Source organism: Synechococcus sp. R6-10 (genome assembly GCF_047461815.1).
Classification (GTDB): domain Bacteria; phylum Cyanobacteriota; class Cyanobacteriia; order Thermostichales; family Thermostichaceae; genus Thermostichus.
Map to the genome: position 1 here is coordinate 1 of NZ_JANSHW010000462.1, position 1,615 is coordinate 1,615.

General features: G+C 58.6%; 2 protein-coding genes. Both read right to left on the reverse strand.

The genetic code is table 11. From position 1 onward, the window contains the following. A partial coding sequence (locus NW837_RS12255) for an undecaprenyl-diphosphate phosphatase (RefSeq protein WP_414331894.1) occupies nt 1-487 on the reverse strand: 487 nt, incomplete at its 3' end. A 231-nt stretch (nt 488-718) separates the two neighbouring features. Beyond that, nucleotides 719-1,237 carry a DUF2808 domain-containing protein gene (locus NW837_RS12260; RefSeq protein WP_414331896.1) on the reverse strand — a complete coding sequence of 173 codons (519 nt, stop codon included), beginning with the start codon at nt 1,235-1,237 and terminating at the stop codon, nt 719-721. Nucleotides 1,238-1,615: the final 378 nt, after the last annotated feature.

Consider the following 1,615-nt stretch of genomic DNA (forward strand, 5'->3'; position numbering starts at 1 on the left):
GCCCCACCCAGATCCCATCCCCAATGCCCAAGCTGTGAAGGTCTCGCTGGCGTTTGCCCGTTTGCTCTGCCCAGCCCAACAACACAGCCAAGCCGATGGCTGCGACGGCGATCACCCACAACTGGCGGGGTGGGGATCCCCAAATGGCCTTGATGGCCCAGCCGGCAACCACAATTGGCACTGTTCCCACCAGGATCCCTACCAGCAGCCGCCAAGGCTCCTGCTGGAAATCTCGTTCTCGCCAGGCTTTCCAGGAGCCCAAGAGCAACTGGCGCAGGTCAGAGGCAAAGTAGATCAGCACCGCCCCCAAACTGCCCAACTGGATCACCGCCGTAAAAGAAGCGCCCGCATCCGGCCATCCCACCAAAGCCGGAAACACCCGCAGATGAGCCGTGCTGCTAATGGGCAGAAATTCGGTGATCCCTTGCACCATGCCCAAAATTAGAGCCTGCCACCAATCGGGATACCAGGTGTCAGCAAGCAACAAGGTAAACACTCCCCCACCCAAACTTGCCGGATTTGCACAATCCCCATTCTTAGAAAAACTCAGAACTCCAGCTTTTTCCAGCAGCCCATACCACGGCGAACAAACACTTGCAGAGGGATCCCACCCCAACTGGCCGGGAACTTGGGTGTCGCTGTCCCAGACCCGCAAAAGGGCTGTGCCTATAGGATCGCCGCAAAGATCAACAGTAGGTCAGATCATCGGGTCAATAGATCAGAAGCCAATCCGCTCTGGGTCTTCAATGGTAATCAGCCAGTTGCCCACATTCCGGAAGAGGGGGTTGGGTTCCGTACCCCGTACCCGCGCCTCCACACGGTAGATACCGGCAGATGAAGGGTTGCGCACGTTGGAGAGCACCAGACGGATCTCCTGACCGGCAGCAATGGGTTGACGGGCCACCACCTCTAGAGAGCGAAACTCCTCGTTCCAGTACACTTGATCCAGCTCTACAGGCCGGCCTTCTACCTCCAGGCGGACACTTTCCGGATCGATGCGGCCATCGAAATTCCTGTCCCCGTTGATCTGCACTTCTGCCACCGCCACATTCTGGGGGGGAATGGTCAGGCGATAGCGATCCAAACGACTGCGAACCCCGCCAAAATCGAGCCGATAGCTGAGGACAGGTACCCCTTCACTGCCGGTGATCACCAAACCCGACTGCGCCTCTGCAGAATGGGGCACCATCAGGGATCCCAGGCTCCCCATCAACAGGCCCGCCAAGGCCAGCCTCATTCCTCGCTGAGCAAGGCCAAGTTCCTGCGAACATTTCCCTGCTCTCATCACTGCTCTCAACACCCAAACCTCCGCTGGTTGAAACACCTCAGCACCTTCAAAGCTCACTAGCGCGGCCTGTAGACAGCCTGACCGATGGCGAGCAAGGCCGACGCCTCGCCGTCCATTGTAGAGGATGGGATCCCCTCTACCGAGAGAGCCTAGGGCTCACCGGGGTGCGCAAGTACGCAGTTCTGGCAGAGATCTCAACAAGAACTTTGGGCCACCATACCCACAGTGCAGCCCCCCACAGCGCCGATTGTAACGGCAAGATGCCCCTGCCCTTCTACTGCTTCTTCACTTGAGGAAACTCAGCACCCCCACCCCGATCACCATCAG

Excerpts from the sequence above, each read along its gene's own strand:
- NW837_RS12260 (WP_414331896.1), bottom strand. The coding sequence starts at position 1,237 with ATGAGGCTGGCCTTGGCGGGCCTGTTGATGGGGAGCCTGGGATCCCTG.